At 72.6% G+C, this 18,029-nt stretch carries 17 protein-coding genes; 12 read left to right on the top strand and 5 right to left on the bottom strand.

The window, feature by feature from the left end:
- Nucleotides 1–307 precede the first annotated feature (307 nt).
- The 6 genes from E1266_RS01595 to E1266_RS01570 all read left to right on the top strand — a co-directional run bounded on the left by E1266_RS01595 (nt 308) and on the right by E1266_RS01570 (nt 6,613).
- Entirely contained in the window at nt 308–604 is a 297-nt protein-coding gene (locus E1266_RS01595; RefSeq protein ID WP_131974024.1) for a hypothetical protein, read from the top strand.
- 512 nt (nt 605–1,116) lie between these two features.
- Nucleotides 1,117–2,196 (top strand): sugar ABC transporter substrate-binding protein, encoded by a 1,080-nt coding sequence (locus tag E1266_RS01590; RefSeq protein ID WP_132042882.1) that lies wholly within the window; start codon nt 1,117–1,119, stop codon nt 2,194–2,196.
- Between the two features lie 114 nt (nt 2,197–2,310).
- On the top strand, nt 2,311–3,096 hold the full coding sequence (locus tag E1266_RS01585) for an ATP-binding cassette domain-containing protein (RefSeq protein WP_132042880.1): 786 nt from the start codon (nt 2,311–2,313) through the stop codon (nt 3,094–3,096).
- A gap of 11 nt (nt 3,097–3,107) precedes the next feature.
- The gene (locus E1266_RS01580) at nt 3,108–4,391 is read left to right on the top strand and encodes an ABC transporter permease (protein ID WP_132042878.1); all 1,284 of its coding nucleotides are present in this window, start codon (nt 3,108–3,110) and stop codon (nt 4,389–4,391) included.
- Between the two features lie 240 nt (nt 4,392–4,631).
- Nucleotides 4,632–5,390 (top strand): ATP-binding cassette domain-containing protein, encoded by a 759-nt coding sequence (locus E1266_RS01575; RefSeq protein ID WP_132042876.1) that lies wholly within the window; start codon nt 4,632–4,634, stop codon nt 5,388–5,390.
- Nucleotides 5,390–6,613, top strand: a complete 1,224-nt coding sequence (locus E1266_RS01570; protein WP_132042914.1) for an ROK family transcriptional regulator — start codon at nt 5,390–5,392, stop codon at nt 6,611–6,613. The genes E1266_RS01575 and E1266_RS01570 overlap by 1 nt, the downstream gene beginning before the upstream one ends.
- Before the next feature lie 30 nt (nt 6,614–6,643).
- Here the strand turns inward: E1266_RS01570 and E1266_RS01565 are convergent, their stop codons facing one another.
- A complete protein-coding gene (locus E1266_RS01565; RefSeq protein WP_132042874.1) occupies nt 6,644–6,913 on the bottom strand; it encodes a hypothetical protein in 270 nt (89 codons plus the stop codon).
- 61 nt (nt 6,914–6,974) lie between these two features.
- Entirely contained in the window at nt 6,975–8,531 is a 1,557-nt protein-coding gene (locus E1266_RS01560; RefSeq protein ID WP_132042872.1) for a hypothetical protein, read from the bottom strand.
- Between the two features lie 130 nt (nt 8,532–8,661).
- Between E1266_RS01560 and E1266_RS01555 the strand changes: the two genes are divergently transcribed.
- Nucleotides 8,662–9,357, top strand: a complete 696-nt coding sequence (locus tag E1266_RS01555; protein ID WP_132042870.1) for an HAD family hydrolase — start codon at nt 8,662–8,664, stop codon at nt 9,355–9,357.
- On the opposite strand, the gene E1266_RS01550 is transcribed toward E1266_RS01555, so the two are convergent.
- The 3 genes from E1266_RS01550 to E1266_RS39185 all read right to left on the bottom strand — a co-directional run bounded on the left by E1266_RS01550 (nt 9,354) and on the right by E1266_RS39185 (nt 11,968).
- The gene (locus E1266_RS01550; protein WP_243718170.1) at nt 9,354–10,463 is read right to left on the bottom strand and encodes an SAM-dependent methyltransferase; all 1,110 of its coding nucleotides are present in this window, start codon (nt 10,461–10,463) and stop codon (nt 9,354–9,356) included. The two genes, E1266_RS01555 and E1266_RS01550, sit on opposite strands and share 4 nt — an antisense overlap.
- Nucleotides 10,464–10,549: 86 nt before the next feature.
- Entirely contained in the window at nt 10,550–10,885 is a 336-nt protein-coding gene (locus tag E1266_RS01545; RefSeq protein WP_132042868.1) for a hypothetical protein, read from the bottom strand.
- 84 nt (nt 10,886–10,969) lie between these two features.
- Entirely contained in the window at nt 10,970–11,968 is a 999-nt protein-coding gene (locus tag E1266_RS39185) for a ferritin-like domain-containing protein (RefSeq protein WP_243718169.1), read from the bottom strand.
- Nucleotides 11,969–12,182: 214 nt separating this feature from the next.
- Between E1266_RS39185 and rimP the strand changes: the two genes are divergently transcribed.
- The 5 genes from rimP to E1266_RS01510 all read left to right on the top strand — a co-directional run bounded on the left by rimP (nt 12,183) and on the right by E1266_RS01510 (nt 17,983).
- A complete protein-coding gene (rimP, locus tag E1266_RS01530; RefSeq protein WP_132042866.1) occupies nt 12,183–12,947 on the top strand; it encodes a ribosome maturation factor RimP in 765 nt (254 codons plus the stop codon).
- Nucleotides 12,948–12,972: 25 nt separating this feature from the next.
- Complete coding sequence (nusA, locus tag E1266_RS01525) at nt 12,973–14,022, top strand: transcription termination factor NusA (RefSeq protein ID WP_132042905.1); 1,050 nt, start codon at nt 12,973–12,975, stop codon at nt 14,020–14,022.
- Nucleotides 13,988–14,329, top strand: a complete 342-nt coding sequence (locus tag E1266_RS01520) for a YlxR family protein (protein WP_347876697.1) — start codon at nt 13,988–13,990, stop codon at nt 14,327–14,329. Before nusA ends, E1266_RS01520 begins: the two co-directional genes overlap by 35 nt.
- Nucleotides 14,330–14,437: 108 nt before the next feature.
- Entirely contained in the window at nt 14,438–17,476 is a 3,039-nt protein-coding gene (infB, locus tag E1266_RS01515) for a translation initiation factor IF-2 (protein ID WP_132042864.1), read from the top strand.
- Between the two features lie 198 nt (nt 17,477–17,674).
- Complete coding sequence (locus E1266_RS01510; protein WP_229808145.1) at nt 17,675–17,983, top strand: DUF503 domain-containing protein; 309 nt, start codon at nt 17,675–17,677, stop codon at nt 17,981–17,983.
- Nucleotides 17,984–18,029: the final 46 nt, after the last annotated feature.

Below are 18,029 nucleotides of genomic sequence, written 5' to 3'. Positions count from 1 at the left end.
GCCGGCTCCGGGGCCGCCCGCCCCGCCGCCGGTTCCGGAACCGGTGACCGGCGTGGCTCCCGGGTCCGCCCCCGCGCCAACCGTCATCGTCCCCCCACATCGCGGTTCGTGTGCTACGCGCAAGATATCCCGGATAGGGTGCCCTGGCGCTCCGAAACGCGGCGGCCCACCGCGGCCGCCCGCCGGCCGGCCCACCGGCCGGGCACCGCCGACACCCGGCTGACCAGCCCGAAGTGCTTGCGCACGGGCGGGCGAAGCGGGAGGCTGAGGTCTCGTCGGGCCGCGCGGAGTCCGTGAGGAACTGAGGATGACGCCTGACGATACGGGAACGGCCGCGCCGTCGAAGACGCGGATCGAATATCTGGAAGAACTCGGCGACGAGCTTGTCAAGCGTGGCTTCCGGGTGCGTCTCACCCTGCCCCGCGGCCAGTCGCCGAGCCTGCACGTGCTGAATCCGGACGCGTCCGCCCTCACCGAGAACATCCTGGCGGAGCAGGGCGCGGACGGCTGGTGGTACTGGTGGTCGTGGGCGGAGCGGATCGCGGCCGCAGACGACGTCGCCACCGCGGCCGACCGGGTCGCGCTGGTCCTCGCCGTCAACTGAGGCCGCCGGACAGACCGCGACGCGAGCCGCCGAGTGCGGTCGCGGAGCCGAACACTCGACGGAACCGTCCGTCCACCGGCCGGGGTGGTCTCCTGCCGCCCCGGCATGGCCCTTGCGCGCCCGCGGACCGGCCCCCGGCGCGTCCCGGAACCCGCGTCACGCGCGCCCGCGAACCGGCCCCGGCGTGCCGCGAAGCCCTCTCCGGGCGGCCGATCCCCGGTCCGGGGGAATGTTGAGCCGCCGAACATACTGCCCTCCCGAGGTGGGACGTCCTTGCCCGCCGCGTCTCATCCCGCCCCCCGCGGAACCCCGTGTCGCGCCCGTGTTGATCTCGCGTTACGTGATTGTTACGCCTGACAACAAATTGGTCGGGCGACAGGTCTGGCGCACCGGGCAAGGCCGACATAAGTTGCGGGGCACAACATTCACGCCGGTGGGCATGTGATCTCGCTCACCGGCTTGCGACCCCCTCGGCCGCGCCACGGCGGCCCACCCCAGAAAGGACCCGGGCAATGCGCAAGGGGATCCTCAGCCTGATGGCCGTCATGACGGCCGGGGCGCTCACACTCACCGCCTGCGGCGACGACGGCTCCGACGACGCCGGCGGTTCCGGCGAGGTCAAGGGCAAGGTCGGCGTGATCCTGCCCGACACCGCCTCCTCGGACCGCTGGGAGAGCTTCGACCGCCCGTACCTGGAGCAGGCGTTCAAGGCGGCCGGCGTCGAGAGCGACATCCAGAACGCGGAGGGCTCGGCCCAGCGCTTCCAGACGATCGCCGACCAGATGCTCACCAGCGGCGCCACCGTCCTCCTGCTGACCGGACTCGACTCCAACTCGGCGGCCGCGGTCCAGCGCAAGGCGCAGTCGCAGGGCGTCAAGACCATCGACTACGACCGGCTCACGCTCGGCGGCGTCGCCGACTACTACGTGTCGTTCGACAACGTCAAGGTCGGCGAGGAGATGGGCAAGGGCCTGGAGAAGTGCCTGGGTGACGAGAAGTCCAACATCGTCTACCTGAACGGCGCGCCCACCGACAACAACGCGACCCTGTTCGCCCAGGGCTCGCACAACATCCTCGACAAGAACGCCAACTACACGAAGGTCGCCGAGCAGCCCGTTCCGGACTGGAGCGCCGAGAAGGGCGCCACGCTCTTCGAGCAGATGTGGACCGAGCAGCAGGGCAAGATCGACGGTGTGCTCGCCGCCAACGACAACCTCGGCAACGCGGCCATCTCGATCCTCAAGAAGAACAAGCAGGCCGGCAAGGTCCCGGTCACCGGCCAGGACGCGACCGTCCAGGGGCTGCAGAACATCCTCGACGGCACCCAGTGCATGACGGTCTACAAGCCGGTCAAGCAGGAGGCCGACGCGGCGGCCAAGCTGGCCGTGTCCCTGATCAAGGGCGAGAAGGGCGAGACCAACGGCACCACGAACGACCCGGAGGGCAAGCGCGACGTGCCGTCGGTGCTGCTCACCCCGATCGGCGTCGACAAGGAGAACATGAAGACGGTCGTGGACGACGGGTTCGTCAAGGTCGAGGACCTCTGCAAGGGGGCCTACGCGGCCAAGTGCAAGGACGCGGGCATCCAGTAGCCGCTCCCCCCGACCTCGTGGCGGGCCCCGCACCGCTGAAGGCGCCCCGGGTACCCGGAAACCCGGGACGCCGGGGGCCCGCCACGGGCACGACGTGAACCTGGAAGGAACCACGTGGCTGAAACCGGAGACCCCGTCCTCCGCCTGACCGGGCTCAACAAGAGCTTCGGCGCCGTCCATGTACTGCACAACGTGGACTTCACGGTGCGGCTGGGCGAAGTGATGGCCCTCGTCGGCGACAACGGCGCCGGCAAGTCCACCCTCATCAAGTGCATCGCCGGCATCCACCCCGTCGACTCGGGGCAGATCGAGTTCGAGGGCCGCCCGGTCGTCATCGACGGGCCGCGCGCCGCGTCCGAACTCGGCATCGAGGTCGTCTACCAGGACCTCGCCCTCGCCGACAACCTGGACATCGTGCAGAACATGTTCCTCGGCCGCGAGCGGCGCAAGGGCCTCGTGCTCGACGAGCCGTCGATGGAGGAGGCGGCGCGCGAGACGCTCGCCCGGCTGTCGGTCCGCACCGTCAAGTCCGTCCGCCAGCAGGTCGCGAGCCTGTCCGGCGGGCAGCGGCAGACCGTCGCCATCGCCAAGGCGGCGCTGTGGGAGTCCAAGGTCGTGATCCTGGACGAGCCGACCGCCGCGCTCGGCGTCGCGCAGACCCGCCAGGTGCTCGACCTCGTCCGGCGGCTCGCCGACACCGGGCACGCCGTCGTGCTCATCTCGCACAACATGAACGACGTGTTCGAGGTGGCCGACCGCATAACCGCGCTCTACCTCGGCAGGGTCGCGGCGGACGTCGCCCGTACCGAGGTCACCCACGGCCAGGTCGTGGAACTCATCACCGCCGGCCGTTCCGGCGATCTCGGCCTCGCGCCGCAGACCGCCGCCGAGAGCATCTGAAGGGGGACCAGGTGTCCACCGACATCCCCGAAGGCAAGGAGGCCGCCTTGAAGCTGGCGGACTCGGATTTCGCAACAGACCGGCGCGAACACGACGTCAAGTCCGCGGTGCTGGAGTACTGGTACCGGCTCAAGGCGGGTGAGCTGGGCGCGCTCCCCGCCATCATCGGCCTGGCCTCGCTGTTCGTCCTGTTCACCTTCCTGAAGCCCGACACGTTCCTCAGCACGGGGAACATCGCGAACCTCTCCACGCAGGCGCTGCCGATCACGATCCTCGCCATGGGCCTGGTGTTCGTGCTGCTGGTGGGGGAGATCGACCTCTCGGCCGGTGTGGCGAGCGGTCTCTGCGCGGCGCTGATGGCCAAGCTCCTCGTCGAGAGCGGGCAGCCCTGGTACGTCGCGGTGATCAGCGCCATCGCGGCCGGCATCATCATCGGCACCGCGATCGGCTGGCTTGTCGCCGTCCTGCGCATCCCCTCGTTCGTCGTCTCGCTGGCGTTCTTCCTCGGCCTGCAGGGCTTCACGCTGTGGCTGATCGGCGAGGGCGGGACCGTCCCCGTCCGCGACGAGGTCATCGTGGCGCTCGCCACCAGGAACATGCCGATCTGGCTCGGCTGGACGCTCGCCGTCGCCTGCGCGGTCGGCTACGCCGCCACGCAGCTGCTGCGCTGGCAGCGCCAGCACGCCCGCCACCTGCACTCCAAGCCGATCGAGCTCGTGCTCATCCAGTGCGGGGTCGTCGCGGCCGTGCTGCTCGGCGCGACGTACGTGCTCAGCCTGGACCGCGCCGCCAGCCCGCTGATCGAGCTGGCCGGCATCCCGTGGGGCGTGCCGCTCGTCGGGACCCTGCTGATCGTGTGCACGTTCATCCTGGGCCGCACCTCGTTCGGCCGGCACATCTACGCCGTCGGCGGCAACGCCGAGGCCGCCCGCCGGGCCGGCATCAACGTGATCCGCATCCGGATCTCCGTCTTCATGATCTGCTCCGGGCTCGCCGCGATCAGCGGCATCCTGGCGGCGTCCCGGCTCAACTCGGTCGCGGTGAGCGCGGGGGCCGGCAACACGCTGCTGTACGCGGTCGGCGCCGCCGTCATCGGCGGGACCAGCCTGTTCGGCGGACGGGGCAAGGCCCGCGACGCGGTGTTCGGCGGGCTCGTGATCGCCACCATCGAGAACGGGCTCGGCCTGCTCGGCACCAAGGCGTACCTCAGCTTCCTCATCACCGGTGTGGTGCTGCTGCTCGCCGCCAGCATGGACGCGCTGGCCAGACGGCGGCGGTCCAACGTGGGGCGGTGACGGCGCCATGAACGCGGCCGGTGGCGCGGCGGACGCCGCGGCCGGTGCGCGAGCGGTGATCCCGTGAACACGACCGGGGAGTCCTGGGAGCCGGTGGCGCGCACCGTCGGCTCCCAGGCCGTGCCGGACGGCCTCCGGGGGCCGTCCGGCGGTTCCTGGCCGCGGAGCTCTGCTGATAACCTCACTGCTCACGACCGCCTGCCGCGCGGCGGCGGTGCGGCACGGCGGGAGCCCCTCGGCATGTCTGTGACACCAGCCCTGGACCTGCGCGGTATCGAGAAGAGCTTCGGTTCCGTCAAGGTCCTGCACGACGTCGCGTTCTCCGCCTACCCCGGCGAGGTCACCGCGCTGGTCGGCGACAACGGCGCGGGCAAGACGACGCTGGTCAAGTGCATCGGCGGCATCCACCCGTTCGACGCGGGGGAGTACCGCTTCGAGGGCCGCCCGGTCCGGATCGGCGGGCCCCGCGAGGCCACCCGCCTCGGGATCGAGATCGTCCACCAGGACCTCGCGCTCTGCGAGAACCTGGACATCGTCCAGAACCTCTTCCTCGGCCGGGAGCGGCGCCGCGGCCTCACGCTGGACGAGACCGCGATGGAGGAGATGGCCCGCACGACGCTGTCCGGCCTCGCCGTCCGCACGATGGGCTCGGTCCGGCAGCGGATCGCGACGCTGTCGGGCGGGCAGCGGCAGACCGTCGCGATCGCCCGCGCCGTCCTGTGGGACAGCAAGGTCGTGATCCTGGACGAGCCCGCCGCCGCGCTCGGCATCGCGCAGACCCAGCAGGTGCTGGAGGTCGTCCGCCGGCTCGCCGACAAGGGCCTGGCCGTCGTGCTGATCTCGCACAACATGAACGACGTCTTCGCTGTCTCCGACCGGATCGCCGCGATGTACCTCGGCCGGATGGTCGCCCAGGTGCGGACCTCCGACGTCACCCACCGGCAGGTCGTCGAGCTGATCACCTCGGGTGCCAGCGGAGAGCTGGGGCTGCGCCGATGATGAAGGGCGGCCCGTCACAAGAGGACATCCGGCGGCACAACCTCGGGACGCTCCTGCGCTTCGTGCATTTGCGCGGCCCGGCGTCGCGCGCCGTGCTCGCCGAGTCGCTCGGGCTCAACCGCAGCACGATCATGGCGCTGACCGCCGACCTCACCGCCGCCGGGCTCGTCCGCGAGGAGCTGCCGCGCGGCCCCGGCCGCCGCGCCGGGCGCCCGTCCCTCGTCGTCCGCCCCGAGTCGACCCGGGTCTACGTGCTGGCGTTCGAGGTCGGCGTCGACCGGCTCGTCGTCGCGCGCGTCGGGCTCGGCGGCGTCGTCCTGGACCGCCGCGAGGGCGTCCGGGCCCGCGGCTCCGACCCCGCTGAGCTGCTCGGCGTGCTGGTCGCCGGGGCCCGCGCGCTCGTCCGCAAGGCCGAGCGCGACGCCGTCTGCGTCGGCGCCACGCTCGGCTTCCCCGGCACCGTCCGCCGCTCCGACGACACGATCATGTTCGGCCCCAACCTCGACGTCGGGGAACTGCGGCTCGGCGACGCCCTGTCCCGCCGGCTCGGCCTCGGCATCCCCGTGTCGGTCTGCAACGACGCCAACCTCGGCGCCCTCGCCGAGCACGAGCGCGGCGCGGGCGTCGGCTGCGACAACCTCATCTACCTGCACGGCGACGTCGGCGTCGGCGGCGGCATCATCGCGCACGGGCGGCTGCTCGGCGGCGACGAGGGCTTCGGCGGCGAGATCGGCCACATGATCATCAATCCGGGCGGGCGGCTCTGCGCCTGCGGGTCGAAGGGCTGCCTGGAGGCCGAGGTGGGGGAGCGGACGCTGCTCGCGCACGCCGGCCGCGAGGAGTCCCCCGACCAGCCGGGCCGCGACGCGGTCCGCGCCGTCGTCGCCGCCGCCGACGCCGGGGACATCGTCGCCCGGGAGGCGCTGCAGCGGGTCGGCAGCTGGCTCGGCCTCGGCGTCGCCAACCTGGTGAACGTCTTCAACCCCGGGATGGTCGTCTTCGGCGGGACGCTCCGCGACATCTACCTCGGCGCCGCCGCGCAGATCCGCAGCGTCATGGCGACCGGCGCGCTCGCGGCGCCGCGCGAGCGGGTCAAGCTGCGCACCGCCGCCCTCGGCGACGACACGACCCTCGTCGGCGCCGCCGAGTTCGCGTTCGCGGAGGTCCTGGCCGACCCGGTCCAGGTCCTCACCCGGCTGCGCGCCCCGGAGGCCGTTCCCTGAACGGCCCGTGGCCGCCGCCCGCGCGCCGGTTCACGGCCTGCGGGTGGGGTTCACGGCGTCGGACTCGGCGGGGGTGTCCGGGCGGGGCCGCTGGGGCGCGTCCTCGTCGGCCAGCTGCCGTTCGTACTCGGTGATGCCCAGGCCGTCCTCGCTCTCCTCCGGTTCCTCGATCCGCAGCCCCTCGGGCGGGTCGGTCACGTACTCCTCGGTCAGGCCGATCTCCAGGTCCTGGTCGTCGTCGCCCATCTCGTCGACGTCCTCGCGGAAGTCGCGGCTCTCACCGGGCTCGCGTGCCCGCATGCCTCCTCCTCGGTCCGTCTCGGTTCCGCTGATCGGACCGGTATCCCCGCTGGGACGCGGCCTACTCGCGGTCGCGGACGGCGACGAGCCCGCCGAGTACGCCCACGTACGCGGTCCCGTCCGGGCCGAGGGTGATGGGCGCCCAGTTGTTGTCGAACCACTTCCCGGGGCCCGTCAGCACCTTGTAGACGGTCCGGCCCGTGTGGACGTCCACCGCCGTCAGGTACCAAGCGTCGATGAGGTCGTTGCGGGGCTCCTTCGTGTACAGGTAGAGCAGCCCGGCGGGGACCGACACCTTCGGGACGGTGGAGAGCGAACGCTCCTTGCTCGTCCAGACGGTCTCGCAGCCGCTCCCGCCCGGCTTCACGTCCACGCGGCTGACCCCGCCCACCGACGACCCGCCCGGCGGCAGCTCGAAGAAGTTGCGGTAGCCGTAGTTGTTCTCCACGAAAAGGCTGCTGCCGTACCCGACGAGCGAGTTGTCCGTGGCGCTCGCCCCGCTTCCGAACACGGGGATCTGGCACACCAGCCCGCCGTCGGCCCTGCGGCGGACGATCACGTGCATGCGGTCGTCGGCGTTGTCGGTGATGGCCACGTATCCGTCGCCGAAGTAGGTGGGCGTCGTCCCCGAGCCCTGGTCGATCTGGCCCGGCTTGCGTCCGCTTCCCCTGTCGTACGGCTCGCGCCAGATGACCTCGGGCGTGCCGTCCTCATCAGCCCGCATCTGGTAGAGCGCGTGGTCGGACACGATCGAAAGGCCGTCCTCGGACGCCGCGAACGAGTTCTGGATGCTCTCGCCTTGGAGCCGCGTCATCCGGACGGTGCCGGAATCGGGGTCGACGGTGCCGATCCGCCCGTTCCGCGTGATCCACCAGATGAGGCCGCTCCAGTCCGGGCCGACGGCGGTGACGGGGTCGCACTCGCCCGCGGGCCACGGATTAGTCCAGGTGGCGCAGTCGTGCGGGAGGTACCGGCTGAGATCCCAGTCATCGGTCACCGTGAAGCGCCACTTGCCGTCCGGGCCCTTCTCGTGGGCGAACCGCCGCAGATGGAACGCCGAGTCCGCGAGGACGGCGCGGTCCTGCGGGTCCAGGTAGTAGTACGCCCCGCCCGACGTGTCGGTGAGCACCTTGTCCAGGCTCAGCGAGAAGACCGCCTGGACCGTGGACGGCCTGGGCGGCAACTCGTGGGTGGCGAGGTCCTTCAGCGTCCTGGGGTCGATCAGCCGCAGCATGAAGTTCTGCCCGCGCGTGCACTGCGCCACGATCAGACCCGTCCTGCGGGCGAACGTCACCGTCGAGCACAGGCCCGGCAGGCCGCCGCCCTTCGCCTCGTTGAGAACCTCAGGGTTGCGACCGAGCGGTCCTAGGAACGGGTACGTGTCCGACGCGTAACTGTCGGCGTGCATGGACGACAACCCCACGGGCCCCTGGTGCGGGTTGGCCGGAACGGGACGTCCCTCCAGCGGCTTCGGCGTGGCGGGCCCGCCGACGTAGGCCGGGACGAAACCGCGGCCGGGACCGTCCGGGATCGGGTCGGCCTCCGCCGGGACGGCGGCCACCGACATACCGGCGGCCACAGCGACGGAAAGGAGGGCGGCGAGCAAGGGTCTGCGCATTGGGGCTCCTGGACGGCGGGCTGAGTGCGGGCTCCTGGACGGGCTCGGGCGGCCCCGGTCGCGCCCTCCGGGACGAATCCTCCGCGCAAAGGGTGATCGTTCACGGTGCCCCGATGGTTACCATCCGGGCATGGGCGTACAAGCAGTGATCTTCGACTGGGGCGGCACGCTGACCCCGTGGCACGACCTCGAACTGGCCGACATGTGGCGCGCGATCTGCTCCGCCCACCTCCCCCCGGACGACGTCGAGAAGGCCGCGACGGCGCTCGCCGACGCGGAGCTGGAGCTCTGGCGCCGCGGCACCGACGAGCACCGCAGCGCCACGCTCGCCGAGGCGTTCGAGATGGCCGGCGTCCGGCCCACCGAGGAGCTGCTGGCGACGCACTTCGAGACGTGGACCCCGCACACGCACACCGACCCCGCCGTCCCCGGCCTGTTCAGCACCCTCCGCGAGCAGGGCATCCGGATCGGCGTCCTGTCGAACACCATCTGGTCCCGCGAGTGGCACGAGCGCGTGTTCGCCCGCGACGACGTCCTCGACCTGCTCGACGGCGCCGTCTACTCCAGCGAGATCCCCTGGACCAAGCCGCACGCCAACGCCTTCCGCGCCGCCATGGACGCGGTCGGCGCCACCGACCCCGCCTCCTGCGTCTTCGTCGGCGACCGGCCCTACGACGACATCCACGGCGCCAAGTCGGCGGGGCTCCGCGCGGTCCAGATCTGGCACCAGACCACCCACGCGTTCGAACGCCCCGGCCTCACCCCGCCCGACGCGGTGATCCACGGCCTCGACGAGCTGCTTCCCCACATCGAACGCTGGATCTAGGCGGGCGGCCTCTGGGCGGTGATCAGGTCGCGTGAGATGGCCTGGTCCACGCGGTGCCGGAAGCCGCGGTAGGCATCGGAGTCCTGGACGTGGAGACCGCTGGAGGCAAGGATCTCCGCGATGTCCTCCCGGCGCCCCACGAAGGTGTTCCAGGAGATGCCGATCGCGCCGCCCGGACGGAGCAGCCGGGCCCATTCCGGCACGGCCGCGGCCAGCAGCTCGACCGGGCTCCGCGAAAGCTGCGGCTTCCCCTTGCCCGACGTTCGTCCGCCCTTGGGACGGCTGCCGTGCTGCACGCCGTACGGGGCGTCGGTGACGATCAGGTCGAAGGAGGCCGGGCGGAAGAACCGTCCGGCCTCCAGGGAGTCGGCGTGCACGACGGTGATCTCCATCGTCTCGCCGCCCTTGTAGCGCTCCTTCGACGCGCCGAGCGTGACGTGCAGGCGGCGTCCGACGACGGACCTCTCCCGCCGCACGTTGGCGACCTCCGCCCGGTGCTTGACCCGGTTGTTCTTCAGCCACGTCTTGATGAAGGCCGCGTAGGCGTCGAAGTCCTTGCCGTCGATGTCCATCCCGGCAGCGTCCAGGCCGTACATCATGGCCTGGTTGAGGGTGGTGCCGCGGCCGCACATGGGGTCGAGCACGCGGGGACGGCCGGTGACCAGGTCCATGGGGGAGTCGGCCGCCATGGCGGTGACGTTCAGCAGGAGCTTGGTGAAGTACTCGTTCGTCTTGCCGGAGTACTTCTGGATGGTGAGCAGGTCACTGCCGAACAGGTCGAGAGGCTTGAGCGCGACCGGCCGCAGGAGGTCGCCCTCCATCTGGAACAGCGCATAGAGCGACGACAGGTTCGACAGAAGGCGGATGTCCTGTTCCGTCAGGTCGTCGGCGGAGAACGTCACATACGGGACGCCCCCGATCTCCGTCTCCTCGATGTCCCGGACGCGCCCGCCCAGCGCCCGTTCGCTGAACACCGCCAGCTCGGCCTTCACCAGGCCGGCGGCGGCCTGTGCATAGACCCGGTTGTGGGAGGGGGAGACGAGAAGGCCGTACGCGGTCATCCGCTGGACATTAACAGCAGCGGCGACCTCGGCGGTGCGGGTCACGACGAGAGCGGAGACCGCCGGAACGCGTTCCGGCGGTCTCGCACGGCCCATGTGCGGGCCGTTCCCTTCTCGGTCAGGCCGCCCGGTCAGGCCGCCCGGGCCGGCCGCGCCTTCCCGTCGGCGGCGTCGGCCGCGGCGGGCAGGGCACGCCGCCCCGCCGGAAGCTCCGGCGTCGCCCCGTCGGCACCTCCGGCGGGGGCCTCCACCGGGGGCAGGTCGGGCAGGTGGCGGGCGGCGGCGTTCAGCAGCCGCTGGACGCTGCTCCGGAGACTGGCGAGGTCGGCGCGCGCCACATCGGCCTGCGCCTGGGCCCTGCGCGCCTGGCGGCGCGCCGCGTCGCGCTCGGCCGCCAGCCGGGTCAGCTGTTCGTGGTAGGCGGCCCGCAGCTCGTCGAGAGCGTTTCCCTCTGGAACGTTGCTCATGCTGATCTGGACTCCTCCCCCGAGTGATCCCTCTGCAGGGACAAACGTCACTGATCGGACGCTTCCTTCCCGGGGTGCGGAAGATCACTCACCCGGCACGGGACGCGGCGACCGCGCCGCCGGCGGCAGTCCGGGGAACGCGTCCGCCGGCGCCGGAAGGCCCGTCTTCGAACGCCAGGCCGCGGACCGCGCCCGGGCCCGCCGCGCGCCGTCCGCGGCGAAGGCCCGCAGGTCGGGGGAGGAGGCGCCGGCGAGGGCGACGTAGGCGGGCACGAGATCGTCCTCCAGCGCCGCCGCCAGCCGGGCCGCGCTGCGGGCGGACGTGACCTTGACGGGCAGCCGGTAGGCGGCCGCGCCGGCGATCGGCTCGGCGGGCTCCCCGGAGTCGTCGGACAGGATCGAGACCAGGGCGTCCCGCCGGGCGCGGTGGTCGTTCCAGACGGCCGTCGCCGTCATCCTGAGCGATCCGCGCAGGCGGGCGCCGAGCACCCCGTACCCGTAGACGGCCGCGTGCTCGGCCCCGAGCGCCGTCCGGACCGCCTCGGCACCGGACTTCGACCGGACGGGCGGAGGCTCGCCCGACGCGAGCATCGCGTGCCCCGCCTCGCAGGCGCCGATGCTGGCCAGCAGCTGCGCCAGCGCGGGGGCCGCCTTCGCCGCGTCGGCCGTCCGCGCCTGCGCCGCCCGGTCCTCCGCGTCGCGCAGCGCGTCCAGGAGCCCGCCGCCGTCCGGGAGCGGGAGCGCGCTCGGCGCCGGGATCGCGCCGCCCTCGTCGGCCCGGTCGCCGGAACCGGGAACGTAGTGGCGCTTCAGCACGGCGAGGTGCTCGCGGTGATGGGCGAGGACGAGGTCCAGCCGCGCGGCGAGCGAGGCGTCCGCCGCCTTGGCCGCCTCGTAGGTCGCGACCAGGTTCTGCTCGGACGCGATCGCCCCGGCCAGCGTCGGCACGTCCTTGTGCGGGCGGGTCTCGGCGGCGCAGCCCGCCGCCGGCAGGAGGAGCGCGGCGCCGCCCAGCACGGCGCCCCGGCCCAGCAGCGCGCGGCGGGACACGGCTCCCGGCAAGCGCGGCACGGCCTCTGGCAAGGGAGTCTCCTCACCCGACGGTGTGGTGGTGGCGGCCCGCTGCGGTCCCGGTCCCGGACGCGCCCATCAGGCCAGCTCAAGCATTCCATATCCGGCGCGCCGGTGACGCGTCCGAAAAACCGCCGCGGTCTCCGGCTGTCGATAGTCTTGAGTTGTCAACGGATGAGCGGCGACGCCCGCGACCGCAGGCGGACAACAACAGGAGGAGGGTCCCATGAGCGTCGAGTCCCGCGGTGGCCGCGCTCAAGGGGGGCGCGAGCAGGAGGGGCGGCAGGCCCGGCAGGACCGGGGCCCGCGCGAGCACTCCGCGGCGCGCCCGGCGCGCGGCACCGCCGTCACCGAGCTGACCCGGCTCCTCGCGCCGGCGGTGCGGAAGGCGGGCTTCGACCTGGAGGAGGTCGACGTGCGGCCCGCCGGGCGCCGCCGCCTGGTCAAGATCGTCGTGGACGGTGACGACGGGGTCGGCCTCGACGACGTCGCCCGGCTGAGCGAGACGGCCTCCGCCCTGCTCGACGAGTCCGACGTCATGGGGACCTCGCCCTACGTGCTGGAGGTGACCTCCCCCGGCGTCGACCGCCCCCTCACCGAGCCGCGGCACTGGCGCCGCGCCGTCGGCCGGCTGGTCGTCGCGCCGCTGGCCGAGGGAGGCCAGATCGAGGGCCGCGTGGTGGCGGCCGACGACGAGAGCGTCGAGATCGACGTCGTCCAGAAGCGCCGGGGCAAGGGAGCCGGGGCGAAGGGCGGCGGCGGGTCCGCCGGGTCCGGAACCCCCTCCGGCGGGTCCGGGGGGAAGTCGCGCCAGAAGGGAAAGACCCCCGGGGCGGAGACCGTGCGGCGCCGGTTCCGCCTCGGCGAGCTGGGGCGCGGCCGCATGCAGGTGGAGTTCAAACCTCTTTCCGGGCGGTCTGCGGGGCAGTCCCCCCAGAAGGACTCGCCACTTGGGGCTGAGGGAACGCGTTCTCCGGCTGAGCCGGACTAGAGGGGGGAACCTCGTGGACATCGACATGACGGCCCTACGGGGCCTGGAGAGCGAGAAGGACATCTCGCTGGAGGTGGCCGTCAAGGCCATCGAGGACGCCCTGCTGATCGCCTACCACCGGACGGAGGGCGCGGCGGCGAAGGCGCGCGTCGAGCTGGACCGGCAGAGCGGGCACGTCACGGTCTGGGCGACCGAGACAGACGAGGAGGGCAACGCCCTCCGCGAGTACGACGACACCCCGACCGGATTCGGCCGCATCGCGGCGACCACCGCCAAGCAGGTCATCCTGCAGCGGCTGCGGGACGCCGAGGACGAGCTGACGTTCGGCGAGTACGCCGGCCGCGAGGGCGACATCGTCAGCGGCATCATCCAGCAGGGCAAGGACCCGCGGAACGTGCTGGTCGACCTCGGCAAGATCGAGGCCGTGCTGCCGCCGCAGGAGCAGGTCCCCGGCGAGCACTACGACCACGGGGACCGGCTGCGCGCCTACGTGGTGCAGGTCCGCAAGGGCCACCGCGGCCCGTCGGTGCAGCTGTCGCGGACGCACCCGAACTTGGTGCGCAAGCTGTTCGCGCTGGAGGTCCCGGAGATCGCCGACGGGACGGTGGAGATCGCGGCCATCGCCCGCGAGGCCGGCCACCGCACCAAGATCGCGGTGCGCTCGCGCAAGGCGGGCGTGAACGCCAAGGGCGCCTGCATCGGCCCGCTCGGCAGCCGGGTCCGCAACGTGATGGCCGAGCTGCACGGCGAGAAGATCGACATCGTGGACTGGTCCGAGGACCCCGCGGAGTTCGTCGGGAATGCCCTGTCGCCCGCGCGGGTTTCCAATGTCGAGGTGGTCGACGCCGACGCCCGGGTCGCCCGGGTCGTCGTGCCCGACTACCAGCTGTCCCTCGCCATCGGCAAGGAGGGGCAGAACGCCCGTCTCGCCGCGCGGCTGACCGGCTGGCGGATCGATATCCGGTCCGACACCGAGCCGGAGCAGGCCGCGGCGAAGTCCGGCGAGGCCGGCGATTCTGGATCTTCTGCTCCGGAGGCGCATGCGACCGGCCCCGCCGACGCGTCGGCGCGGTAGACTCATGAAACGTGGCCGGGCGGCCTCTATGCGCACGTGTGTTGGCTGCCGGGTTCGCACGGTCAAATCCGGCTTGCTGCGCCTGGTGGTGGTCGAGGGCGTCATCGTCCCCGATCCCCATGGGCGGCTGCCGGGGCGGGGTGCGCATCTGCATCCCGACCTGGGATGCCTCGAGCTCGCAGAGCGACGTCGGGCGTTCCCGAGGGCGTTCCGCGTCCCGGGCCCGCTCGACGCCGGTGCGCTGCGAGCGCGGCTTGCGGCACACGCCGCGCGGCAGCAGGATGGCCAAATGGTAAGCGACGTCTAGTCGGAAGCAGGTCGAGATTGCTATGAGCGCTCGATGAGCACGCCGCGATGAGTACGGCAAGTTAGCGACGGTCCGGAGGCCGCACCCCCGGACCGAGTAGGGAGTGCAGTGGCGAAGGTCCGGGTTTATGAACTCGCCAAGGAGTTCGGTGTAGAGAGCAAGGTCGTCATGGCCAAGCTCCAGGAAATGGGCGAGTTCGTACGGTCGGCGTCCTCCACGATTGAGGCGCCGGTCGTTCGCAGGCTGACAGAAGCCTTCTCAAATTCTTCCTCTCCCAAGCAGGGGGACAAGCGGGCCGCGCCGAAGAAGCCTTCGGCGCCGCGGCCCGCCGCGCCGCGTCCGGGACCGTCCGGCGGCGGCGCATCCGATTCCCAGAGCGCCCGTCCGCAGGCCCCGCGGCCCGCGGCGCCGCGTCCGGCCGCGCCGCGGCCGGGCCCCGGCGGCCAGGGCGGCCAGGGCGGCCCCGGCGGCCAGGGCGGCGCCCCGAAGCCGGGCCCGCGCCCGCCGGTCCCGCCGGCGCCGGGCACGCAGGTGGACGCCCCCGCGGCGCAGGGCCCGAGCGCCCCGCCCGCGGCCGGTCCGGCCGGTCCGGGCGGTTCCGCCTCGGGCGGCGCAGGAACCGGTACCGCCGGTCCCGGCGGCCGTGCGCCCGGCGGCCCGAAGCCGGGTCCCCGCGCGCCCAAGCCGGGTCCGCGTCCCGGCCCCCGCCCCGCAGGCGGCGGCCGCGGCCCCGGTGGCCCGCGTCCGGGCAACAACCCGTTCAGCTCCAACGCCAGCGGCATGGGCCAGGCGCCCAAGCCCGGCCCGCGCCCCGGTCCGCGTCCGGGCGCCGAGCGTCCCGACCGGGGTGACCGCCCCGGTGGCGACCGTCCCGGCGGCCCGCGTCCCGGTGGCCCGCGTCCCGGCGGTCCCGCCGGTGCCGGCGGCCCGCGGCCGAGCCCGGGCGGCATGCCGCCCCGGCCGGGCGGCCCGCGTCCGAGCCCGATGAACATGCCGTCCTCGCGGCCGGCCGCTCCCGGCCGGGGCGGTCCCGGCGGTGGCGGCGGCGGTGGCCGCGGTCCGGGCGGCGGCGGTCGCGGTCCCGGCGGCGGTGGCCGCGGGCCCGGTGGCGGCGGCCGTCCCGGCGGCGGCTTCGGCGGTCCCCGCACGGGTGCCGGCGGCCGTCCCGGCGGTGGCTTCGGTCCCCGTCCCGGTGGCGGCGGCCGCGGTCGCGGCGGTACGCAGGGCGCGTTCGGCCGTCCCGGCGGACGTCCCGCACGCGGACGCAAGTCGAAGCGGGCGCGTCGTCAAGAGTTCGAGAACATGCAGGCGCCCGCCGTCGGCGGTGTCTCGGCTCCGCGCGGCAACGGCAGGACGATCCGGCTGCCGCAGGGCGCGTCCCTGACCGACTTCGCCGAGAAGATCGGCGCCAACCCGGCGTCGCTCGTCGCGATCATGATGCACCTCGGCAAGATGGTCACCGCGACCCAGTCGGTCGACCCCGACGACCTGCTGGCCCTCGGGCTGGAGCTGGACTTCGACGTCCAGGTCGTCAGCCCCGAGGACGAGGACCGCGAGCTGCTCGAGTCGTTCGACATCGAGTACGGCGAGGACGAGGGCGGCGAGGAGAACCTGCTGCCCCGGCCGCCGGTGGTCACCGTCATGGGCCACGTCGACCACGGTAAGACCAAGCTGCTGGACGCCGTCCGGTCCGCCAACGTGCAGGCCGGCGAGGCCGGCGGCATCACCCAGCACATCGGCGCCTACCAGGTCGAGACCGAGGTCGACGGCGAGGACCGCAAGATCACCTTCATCGACACCCCGGGTCACGAGGCGTTCACCGCCATGCGCGCCCGCGGTGCCGACACCACCGACCTGGTGGTGCTGGTGGTCGCCGCGGACGACGGCGTCAAGCCGCAGACCACCGAGGCGATCGACCACGCCACCGCGGCGGGGGTCCCGATCGTCGTCGCGGTCAACAAGATCGACGTCGAGGGCGCCGACCCGAACAAGGTCCGGGCCCAGCTGACGGAGTACGGCCTGGTCGCCGAGGAGTTCGGCGGCTCGACCATCTTCGTGGACGTGTCGGCCAAGCAGCGCGAGAACATCGACGGGCTGCTGGAGGCGATCATCCTGACCGCCGACGCCGAGCTCGACCTGAAGGCCAACCCCGACATGCCCGCCCAGGGCTCGGCCATCGAGGCCCACCTGGACAAGGGCCGGGGCGCCGTGGCGACCGTGCTGGTGCAGCGCGGCACGCTGCAGGTCGGCGACTCGATCGTCTGCGGCGTGGCCAACGGCCGCGTCCGGGCGATGCTCGACGAGAACGGCAACAACGTCACGGAGGCGGGCCCGTCCCGTCCGGTGATGGTGCTCGGCCTCGCGGCCGTGCCCGGTGCCGGGGACAACTTCCTGGTCGTCGACGACGACCGGGTCGCCCGGCAGATCGCCGACAAGCGGGTGGCGCGCAAGCGCAACGCCGAGCTGCTCAAGAGCCGCAAGAGCAGCTCCCTCGAGGAACTGTTCAAGGACTTCCAGGAGGGCAAGCGGGAAGAGCTCCTGCTCATCCTCAAGGGCGACGTGTCCGGTTCGGTCGAGGCGCTGGAGGACTCGCTCCTCAAGATCGACGTGGGCGACGAGGTCAGCCTGCGGATCATCCGCCGCGGTGTCGGCGCGATCACGCAGGACGACGTCAACCTGTCGCTGGCGTCCGAGGAGGGCGCGGTCATCCTCGGCTTCAACGTGCGGCCCGAGCGCAACGCGCAGGAACTGGCCGACCGCGAAGGCGTCGACATCCGGTACTACTCGATCATCTACCAGGCGATCGAGGAGATCGAGGCGGCCCTCAAGGGCATGCTCAAGCCGGAGTTCGAGGAGGTCCAGCTCGGCACCGCCGAGGTCCGGGAGATCTTCAAGGTCCCGCGGATCGGCAACGTCGCCGGGTCGATGGTCACCTCGGGCACGATCCAGCGCAACGCCAAGGCGCGACTCGTACGCGACGGCGTCGTGGTCGCCGACAACCTCACGGTGTCGTCGCTGCGCCGCTTCAAGGACGACGCCACCGAGGTCCGCGAGGGCTTCGAGTGCGGTATCGGCGTGGGCTACAACGACATCAAGCTCGGCGATGTCATCGAGTGCTTCGAGATGCGGGAGAAGCCCCGCACCTGAGCACCGGCGCGGGCGGCCGGCCGTCTTCGACAAATGATCGTTTAATCAGGTGACACGACGCCAGGCGGATCTTCTAGCCTGGCGTCCGTCATGCCCGGCCCGTTCCGCCGCCGGCCGCCGCACCGGCCCCGGCGCGCGGCGCCGCGGGCCGGGAACACGGCGGGTGACCACCGTCGTTTCATCATCGAGAATGCCGAGGTGATCGACCAGGTGTACGTGGGTGCGCTGACGCTCGACCTGCTGCTGGGGGACGTCCAATCGCTGAAGCAGAAGCGGTCCGTCCTCCGGCCCATCATCGCCGAGGTGCAGAAGCACTTCCCGGCGGTGGCCGTCGCCGAGACCGGCGGCAACGACCTGTACCGCAGGGCGGAGATCGGGGTGGCGGTGGTGTCCGGCACCGCGGCCAACTGCACCCAGGTGCTGGACCGGTGCGAACGGCTGGTCGCCGGGCGGCCGGAGATCGAGCTGCTGTCCGCCCGGCAGCGGCTGTTCCATGATGAGGACTGAGCGGCGGGTCCGCCCCCCGCGGCGGCCGCAGGCCGGCCGAGGCCGC

Origin of the sequence: Actinomadura sp. 7K534 (assembly GCF_004348575.1) — a bacterium.
GTDB classification, from domain to species: domain Bacteria; phylum Actinomycetota; class Actinomycetes; order Streptosporangiales; family Streptosporangiaceae; genus Spirillospora; species Spirillospora livida.
Note: the sequence above shows the minus strand (reverse complement) of the source record. Positions and strands in the feature narration are given on the sequence as shown.

Coding starts and splice junctions, on each gene's coding strand:
- E1266_RS01560 (WP_132042872.1), bottom strand. CDS start 8,531: ATGCGCAGACCCTTGCTCGCCGCCCTCCTTTCCGTCGCTGTGGCCGCC.
- E1266_RS01555 (WP_132042870.1), top strand. CDS start 8,662: ATGGGCGTACAAGCAGTGATCTTCGACTGGGGCGGCACGCTGACCCCG.
- nusA (WP_132042905.1), top strand. CDS start 12,973: ATGACGGCCCTACGGGGCCTGGAGAGCGAGAAGGACATCTCGCTGGAG.
- E1266_RS01565 (WP_132042874.1), bottom strand. CDS start 6,913: ATGCGGGCACGCGAGCCCGGTGAGAGCCGCGACTTCCGCGAGGACGTC.
- E1266_RS01545 (WP_132042868.1), bottom strand. CDS start 10,885: ATGAGCAACGTTCCAGAGGGAAACGCTCTCGACGAGCTGCGGGCCGCC.
- rimP (WP_132042866.1), top strand. CDS start 12,183: ATGAGCGTCGAGTCCCGCGGTGGCCGCGCTCAAGGGGGGCGCGAGCAG.
- E1266_RS01575 (WP_132042876.1), top strand. CDS start 4,632: ATGTCTGTGACACCAGCCCTGGACCTGCGCGGTATCGAGAAGAGCTTC.
- E1266_RS01595 (WP_131974024.1), top strand. CDS start 308: ATGACGCCTGACGATACGGGAACGGCCGCGCCGTCGAAGACGCGGATC.
- E1266_RS01590 (WP_132042882.1), top strand. CDS start 1,117: ATGCGCAAGGGGATCCTCAGCCTGATGGCCGTCATGACGGCCGGGGCG.
- E1266_RS01570 (WP_132042914.1), top strand. CDS start 5,390: ATGAAGGGCGGCCCGTCACAAGAGGACATCCGGCGGCACAACCTCGGG.
- E1266_RS01520 (WP_347876697.1), top strand. CDS start 13,988: ATGCGACCGGCCCCGCCGACGCGTCGGCGCGGTAGACTCATGAAACGT.